The sequence below is a fragment of the Streptomyces phyllanthi genome, assembly GCF_009377205.1.
GTDB classification, from domain to species: Bacteria; Actinomycetota; Actinomycetes; order Streptomycetales; family Streptomycetaceae; genus Streptomyces; species Streptomyces phyllanthi.
In genome coordinates this window covers 1-7,503 of sequence record NZ_VJZE01000443.1, presented here as the reverse complement: position 1 = coordinate 7,503, position 7,503 = coordinate 1, and the positions used below count along the sequence as shown (strand labels likewise).

Annotated in this window: 6 protein-coding genes; 4 read left to right on the top strand and 2 right to left on the bottom strand. The window is 71.6% G+C overall.

The window, feature by feature from the left end:
- Nucleotides 1–380 (bottom strand): septum formation initiator family protein (locus tag FNH04_RS37325; protein ID WP_322724963.1); only part of this gene is annotated, 380 nt, incomplete at its 3' end.
- Nucleotides 381–455: 75 nt separating this feature from the next.
- Complete coding sequence (gene rsmH / locus FNH04_RS37320; protein ID WP_152790272.1) at nt 456–1,412, bottom strand: 16S rRNA (cytosine(1402)-N(4))-methyltransferase RsmH; 957 nt, start codon at nt 1,410–1,412, stop codon at nt 456–458.
- A gap of 443 nt (nt 1,413–1,855) precedes the next feature.
- On the opposite strand from rsmH, the gene FNH04_RS37315 reads away from it, so the two are divergent.
- From FNH04_RS37315 to FNH04_RS37300, 4 genes are all read left to right on the top strand, one after another.
- The gene (locus tag FNH04_RS37315) at nt 1,856–2,401 is read left to right on the top strand and encodes a beta-class carbonic anhydrase (RefSeq protein WP_152790271.1); all 546 of its coding nucleotides are present in this window, start codon (nt 1,856–1,858) and stop codon (nt 2,399–2,401) included.
- Between the two features lie 261 nt (nt 2,402–2,662).
- The gene (locus FNH04_RS37310) at nt 2,663–3,703 is read left to right on the top strand and encodes an AAA family ATPase (protein WP_322724959.1); all 1,041 of its coding nucleotides are present in this window, start codon (nt 2,663–2,665) and stop codon (nt 3,701–3,703) included.
- The gene (locus FNH04_RS37305; RefSeq protein WP_152790270.1) at nt 3,700–5,070 is read left to right on the top strand and encodes a DUF58 domain-containing protein; all 1,371 of its coding nucleotides are present in this window, start codon (nt 3,700–3,702) and stop codon (nt 5,068–5,070) included. Before FNH04_RS37310 ends, FNH04_RS37305 begins: the two co-directional genes overlap by 4 nt.
- Nucleotides 5,067–7,442, top strand: coding sequence for a transglutaminase TgpA family protein (locus FNH04_RS37300; RefSeq protein WP_152790269.1), 2,376 nt, complete (start codon nt 5,067–5,069; stop codon nt 7,440–7,442). Before FNH04_RS37305 ends, FNH04_RS37300 begins: the two co-directional genes overlap by 4 nt.
- The last annotated feature ends 61 nt before the right edge of the window (nt 7,443–7,503 follow it).

Genomic DNA, 7,503 nt, shown 5'->3' with positions numbered 1-7,503 from the left:
GAGGACTGCAGGGCGGCCGGGCTGGGAACGCCCCTGACGGTGCCGTCGGGGTTCAGGAAGGCCGGGTCGCCGCCGGGGACCATGCCCAGTTCGCGGGCGCGGCGCTGGAGGGCGTCGGGGGCCGAGTAGGCGTCCACGTCCCGCTGGAGCGCCTGCTCCTCGTCGGTGAGGCTCTTCGTCTCCTCCTTGAGGTCGTCGAGCCTGAACGAGCCTTCGCTGAGCGCGGAGTTCAGTACGAGCAGGCCGATCAGTCCGCCGCCCAGGAGGGTCACGACGAGGAGGACGAAGGGGGTGCGGGCGGCCTGGCCCGGTCCCGGGCCCGTGGGGAAGAGCCGTGCGAGCCGGGCGGCCCGCCCCTTCAGTTCGGGTTTCTTGCTCACGCACCCTCCTCGCGGGTCACCACCGGCGTCGCGAGTCCGGTCGTACGGCTCACGCGCCCCTCCTCCTCGTACGACTCACTCACTGTCCTCGCGGATGCGCTCAACCCCCCGCAGCCGTGCGGGAGCCGCTCGCCGGTTCTCCGCGATCTCCTCCTCGGTGGGAAGTTCGGCACCGCGGGTGAGCAGCTTGAGCCGGGGCTGGTAGCGCTCGGGCACGATGGGGAGCCCGGGGGGCGCGGTGGAGGTGGCTCCGGCCGTGAACACCTGCTTGACCAGCCGGTCTTCGAGCGAGTGATACGACAGGACGGCGATCCGGCCACCGACGGCCAGCGCCTTCACGGCTGCGGGAACCGCCCGCTCCAGGACGGCGAGTTCGCCGTTGACCTCGATGCGCAGCGCCTGGAAGGTGCGCTTGGCGGGGTTGCCGCCGGTGCGCTTGGCGGCCTGCGGCAGAGCGTCACGGATCAGCTCGACGAGCCGCGCGCTGTTGTCGAAGGGCTCCTTCTCGCGCTCGCGCACGACCGCGGCGACGATCCGCTTGGCCTGCTTCTCCTCGCCGTACGCCCGCAGGATCCGCACCAGTTCACCGGCCGGGTAGGTGTTGAGCACCTCGGCCGCGCTGATGCCGGTGGACTGGTCCATGCGCATGTCGAGCGGAGCGTCCTGGGCGTACGCGAAGCCACGCTCGGCCTCGTCGAGTTGCATGGACGAGACGCCGAGGTCGAACAGGACGCCCTGCACGCGCGCGATGCCGAGGCGGTCGAGTACGTCGGGGAGTTCGTCGTAGACGGCGTGCACCAGGGTGGCGCGCTCGCCGAAGGGCGCGAGCCGCTCCCCGGCCAGGCGCAGCGCCTCCTTGTCGCGGTCGAGAGCGACGAGCCGGGCCTCGGGGAACCGGGTGAGCAGGGCCTCACTGTGGCCGCCGAGACCCAGAGTGCAGTCGACCACGACGGCACCGGGCTCCGTGAGGGCCGGGGCCAGCATGTCCAGACATCGCTGGAGCATGACGGGAACGTGGCGGCTGTTGGTCAAGGGGCCCTCTCAGGTCCGGCGCGGCCGTACGCACCGCCGGGTCCCCGTCCTCCCCCGGCGGACGCCGGAGGCCGCCCCCGGTGCGGGGGAGGCCCGCCGGCGCCGGAAGTGTCAGCCGACCGGGAGCGGGGGGAGGCCGAGCCGTACGTACGCGCCGCGCACACGGGGAGACACCGGACAGTCGCCGGATCTCCTGGGATGTCAGTCCAGCAGGGGGAACATCGCCTCCCGCTTCGCGTCACTTTAGTCCACGGTGTCTCGCGGTCAATCAACCGGCCTGCGCGTCGCGACGCCCTCGCGTTCGAGTGACACGGCATGACGTGATCATCCGTTCGAGCGCAGATGCTCCACCCATGTGGGTTACCTCACAACAAGTACCGATGACGTTCTTTGTCGTCCCTCACACAAGGCCCGTACCCGGCGTGACCAGTACCGTCTTGGATATGACGACTTCTGCATCGGTACCCGCAGGGCCCGGAGGCGCCATACCCGGCGACACCGTCACCGACCGCCTCGTCGAGGCGAACGAGCGGTACGCGGCCGCGTTCACCGACCCCGGGATGGACGCCCGTCCCGTCCTCGGTGTCGCGGTCGTGGCCTGCATGGACGCCAGGCTCGACCTGCACGACGCGCTCGGCCTGGCGCTGGGCGACTGCCACACGATCCGCAACGCGGGAGGAGTCGTCACCGACGACGTGATCCGCTCCCTCACCATCAGCCAGCGGGCCCTCGGCACCCGGAGCGTGGTCCTGATCCACCACACCGGCTGCGGCCTGGAGTCCCTCACCGAGGAGTTCCGGCACGACCTGGAGATGGAGGTCGGCCAGCGCCCGTCATGGGCGGTGGAGGCCTTCCGGGACGTCGAGCAGGACGTGCGGCAGTCGATGCAGCGCGTACGCACCTCGCCCTTCCTGCTGCACACCGACGATGTCCGCGGGTTCGTGTTCGATGTCAAGACGGGTCTGCTGCGCGAGGTCGATCCGGCCTGAACGACGTCGAACCGGCCCTCATGGTCGCCCTGCCCGGTACCTGCTACCTGTCAATTTGCTGGCATCCTGGCACCCAAAGGCCGCAAGCCCCTACATATCGCGGCCAGTTATCCACAGGCGAGTGACACGAAACGGTAACGGCGGCAAGAATGCGGGAGTGACGTCACGCGGAACTTTTCCCGCGTGGTGTCCGTGTTCGGGGTGGGCCGATCCGCATCGCAGAGCGTCGGCCCGGAGAAAGAACGGGCCGAGGAGGGCCGGGTGACGACCTATGACGATCGAGCGAGCCTTACTGATCTGACCAGCACTGTGGAGCGAGTCCGCAGTTCGGTCGAGGGAGTGATCGAGGGCAAGCCAGAGGTCGTACGGCTTTCGCTGACAGTACTTCTCGCCGAGGGACATCTTCTGATAGAAGACGTCCCCGGCGTGGGCAAGACCATGCTCGCCAAGGCACTGGCGCGGTCCATCGACTGCTCGGTGCGGCGTATCCAGTTCACGCCCGACCTGCTGCCGTCGGACATCACGGGTGTGTCCATCTGGGACCAGCAGCGCAAGGACTTCGAGTTCAAACCGGGCGCGATCTTCGCGCAGATCGTGATCGGCGACGAGATCAACCGCGCCTCGCCGAAGACGCAGTCCGCGCTTCTGGAGTCCATGGAGGAGCGCCAGGTCACGATCGACGGCAAGACCTACGAGCTGCCGAGCCCCTTCATGGTGGTGGCGACGCAGAACCCTGTCGAGATGGAGGGCACCTACCCGCTGCCGGAGGCGCAGCGCGACCGCTTCATGGCCCGGGTCTCCGTGGGCTACCCCAGCGCGGAGGCCGAGCTGCAGATGCTCGACATCCACGGTGGTGTGTCGCCGCTGGAGGACCTGCAGCCGGTGGCGCACGCGCACGAGATAGTGAAGCTGGTCGAGGCGGTCCGCGGCGTGCACGTCGCGGAAGCGGTCCGGCGGTACGCGGTGGACCTGGTGGCGGCCACACGCACCCACCCCGACCTCAGACTGGGTGCCTCACCGCGCGCCACGCTGCATCTGCTGCGCGCGGCGAAGGCCGCCGCGGCACTGAGCGGCCGGGAGTACGCGCTGCCGGACGACGTGCAGGCACTCGCCGTCGCCGTCCTGGCCCACCGCCTGCTGCCCACCGCCCAGGCACAGCTGAACCGGCGCACGGCGGAGCAGGTCGTGGACGAGATCCTGCAGCGCACGCCCGTTCCGTCGGCGCCCCAGCCGCAGAGCGGCTTCGGCGTGGGCCACGGCGTTCCCGCGTATCCCCAGCGGCCGCCGCGGAGGCTTGGATGACCACCGCGGCGCCCGGGCCCGCCCAGGAGCAGGACAAGGGCGGCCTGCGCACGGCGTTCGCCGGGCTCACCACGCGCGGACGCTCCTTCCTGGCCGCCGGAATCGCGGCCGCCATCTGCGCGTACGTCCTCGGGCAGGGCGACCTGCTCCGGGTCGGCCTGCTGCTGGCCGTGCTGCCGCTGGTCTGCACGACCGTGCTGTACCGCACCCGGTACCGGGTCGCGGGCAGCCGCCGCCTCTCCCCCGCGCGCGTGCCCGCGGGTTCGGAGGCCCGCGTCCATCTGCGGATGGACAATGTCTCGCGGCTGCCCACCGGGCTGCTGATGCTCCAGGACCGGGTGCCGTACGTGCTCGGTCCGCGCCCGCGGTTCGTACTGGACCGGGTGGAGGCGGGCGGTCGCCGCGAGGTGTCGTACCGCGTCCGTTCCGACCTGCGCGGACGCTATCCGCTGGGCCCGTTGCAGCTGCGCCTGACCGATCCGTTCGGCATGTGCGAGCTGACGCGGTCCTTCTCGACGTACGACACCCTGACGGTCATCCCGCGCGTGGAGCCGCTGCCGCCGGTGCGGCTGAGCGGTGAGGCGAAGGGGTACGGCGACGGACGGCAGCGTTCGCTGGCGCTGGCCGGAGAGGACGACATCATCCCGCGCGGGTACCGGCACGGCGACGACCTGCGCCGGGTGCACTGGCGTTCGACGGCCCGGTACGGCGAGCTGATGGTGCGCCGTGAGGAGCAGCCGCAGCGGGCCCGCTGCACGGTGCTGCTCGACACTCGGGCCCTGGCCTTCGAGGGCGCGGGCCCCGACTCGGCCTTCGAGTGGGCGGTCTCCGGCACGGCGTCGGTGCTGGTGCACATGCTCGAACGGGGCTTCTCCGTACGGCTGCTGACGGACACCGGTAACTCCGTGCCCGGCGAGGGCGCAGACGGGTTCGCGGGCGGGAGCCAGGAGTCCGCCGACGCGGCGGGACTGATGATGGACATGCTCGCGGTGATCGACCACTCCGACGGCGCGGGCCTCTCGCGCGCGTACGACGTGATGCGCGGCGGCAACGAGGGGCTGCTGGTGGCCTTCCTCGGCGATCTCGACGAGGAGCAGGCGGCCATCGTCGCCAAGATGCGCCAGCGCAGCGGCGGCGCGGTCGCCTTCCTGCTGGACAGTGACACCTGGGGTCGTGAGCCGGCCGACGTCCCCGCCCCGGGGGCGGCGCACCGGAGCGAGGAGATGCTGCGGATGCTCCACGAGGCGGGCTGGACCGCGCTGAGCGTGCCACGGGGCGCGTCGCTGACGGACCTGTGGCGTCAGGCGGACCAGCAGCGCACGGGTGTGACCGCCGGGAGCGGCAGCGGTACGGAGGGATGGTCATGAGCGGTCGGGCGAGACTGGCGCTGTGCGCCTGGGCCGCCACCCTGATGGCGGCGTGCGCGCTGCTGCCGCTGGTCGCGCAGAAGGCCTGGATCCTGCAGGCGGCGTTCCTGCTCGGGCTGCAGAGCGTGGTGGGGGCGCTGACGCGGCGGGTGCCGCTGGCCCGGCCGCTGACCGTGGCCGCGCAGGCGCTGACGACGCTGCTGCTGCTCACGTTCGTCTTCTCCCGGAACCACGCCGTCGTCGGGTTCGTCCCGGGGCCGGAGGCGTTCCAGCACTTCGGGACGCTGCTGCAGTCGGGCGCGGAGGACGTCGGGCGGTACACCACCCCCGCTCCGCTGACCGACGGCATCAGGCTGATGATGGTCGGCGGTGTCCTGCTGATCGGACTCGCGGTGGACACGCTCGCGGTGACCCTGCGCAGCGCCGCTCCGGCCGGTCTGCCGCTGCTCGCGCTGTACTCGGTCGCGGCGGGGCTGTCCGACGAGCTGGAGTGGCTGTCGTTCGTGATCGCGGCCGTCGGCTATCTGATGCTGCTCCTCGCCGAGGGCCGCGAGCGGCTGTCGCAGTGGGGCCGTGTCTTCGGCGGGGCTCCCCGCGGTCCGGGGGCGGACTCCGCGGCCGACGCGGTGGCCCCGATCCGTACCGGTCGGCGTATCGGCGCGGTCGCCCTGGGCATCGCCCTGGTGGTGCCGCTCGCCATGCCCTCGCTCGACGGCGGGCTGCTGGACGCCGCGGGCTCCGGAGTCGGTGCGGGCGCGGGTGGCGGCGGCACGATCTCGGCGGTGAACCCGGTGGTGTCGCTGCGGGACAGCCTGAACGTGGACGAGGACCGCCAGGTCATGTCCTATCGCACCAGCACCGACGAGACGCAGGACGTGTACCTGCGGATCGTCTCCCTGGACGAGTTCGACGGCACCGCCTGGACACCGGCGCAGCGGCGCATCGAGGACGTGCCCGACACACTCCCGACGCCGAACGGGCTCGGTCCCGACATCAAGCGCACCGAGATCGAGACCGAGATAACGGCGGAGAAGGACTACGAGCAGAACTGGCTGCCGATGCCGTATCCGGCGACCCGTGTGGACATCGACGGCGACTGGCGGTACGAGCCCGTGGGGCGCACGCTCGTGGGCGACCACGGGCAGAACACCCGGGGCATGCGATACACGGTCAGGAGCCTGGTCGTGCAGCCGACCGCTCAGCAGCTGGCGACGGCACCGGAGCCTTCGCCGGCCCTGAAACGCGAGTTCACCAAGTTGCCGAACTCGTTGCCGTCGGTGGTGAGCCGGACGGCGCGCCGGGTGACCGCGGGCTCGGCGAACGCCTACGAGCGGGCGGTCAAGCTCCAGGACTATTTCGCGGTGAGCGGCGGTTTCACGTACGACACGCAGGTCCAGGTGGGCAACGGCTCGAACGCGATAGCGCGGTTCCTCCGTGACAAGGAGGGCTTCTGCGTCCACTTCTCGTTCGCCATGGCGTCGATGGCCCGCTCGCTGGGCATACCGGCACGGGTCGCGGTGGGCTTCACCCCGGGGTCGCCGCTGACGGACGGGACGATGACCGTGGGGCTGCGGGACGCGCACGCCTGGCCGGAGCTGTACTTCGAGGGCGTGGGCTGGACCCGTTTCGAGCCCACCCCGAACCGGGGTACCACGCCGTCGTACACGCAGCCGGAGACGCCGGAGGGCAGCAGCCTCCCGGACGTGTCCCAGCCCTCGGCGTCGACGTCCACGGCGCCGTCGGCCGAGCCGTCGGAGAGCCAGAGCTGCACCGGGCCGGATGCGTGCGCGACCGAGTCCCCGGATGCTGGGGCGGCTTCGGACGACGACGACTCGCAGTGGTGGCTGTACCTGTTGGTGGCCCTGGGCGTGCTCGCGGTGTCGGCCCTGCCGCTGCTGCCGATGCTGTGGCGCATGCGGGTACGGTCCGTGCGGCTCGGTGCGCACGGCCGGACGGCGGAGGGCGTCGCCGCCCATACGCTGGCGGTGTGGCAGGAGGTGACCGACACGGCATGGGACCACGGAATCGCGCCGGACGAGTCACAGACGCCCCGCAAGGCCGCCGCACGGATCGTCCGGCTCGGTCACCTCGACGAGCAGGCGACGGCGGCGGTGCACCGTCTGGCGGCGGCGGTGGAGCAGGTGCTCTACGCCCCGCATCCCCGTCCGGCGGCGGGCCTCTCGGATGACGCCCGCCGTATCGAGGAGGCCCTGCGGGACCAGGCCGGCCGCTCCACCCGCCTGCGTGCTCTCCTGGCCCCGCGGTCGACCGTCCGTGTGGTCTGGGCGGCCTCGGAGCGCTGGACGGCGTTCAAGGCGGACCTCATCGCCCGCCGCCCGGCGCTGCGCCGCCCGTCGGGCCAGAACGGCTGAATCGCGGCAGACGGGTCAGGGCCCATGACAGCGCGCCGCCCGCCGGGGTCGACCCCGGCGG

Bases quoted from the DNA above. Each gene is read 5' to 3' on its own strand.
- FNH04_RS37300 (WP_152790269.1), top strand. From the start codon at position 5,067: ATGAGCGGTCGGGCGAGACTGGCGCTGTGCGCCTGGGCCGCCACCCTG.
- FNH04_RS37315 (WP_152790271.1), top strand. From the start codon at position 1,856: ATGACGACTTCTGCATCGGTACCCGCAGGGCCCGGAGGCGCCATACCC.
- FNH04_RS37305 (WP_152790270.1), top strand. From the start codon at position 3,700: ATGACCACCGCGGCGCCCGGGCCCGCCCAGGAGCAGGACAAGGGCGGC.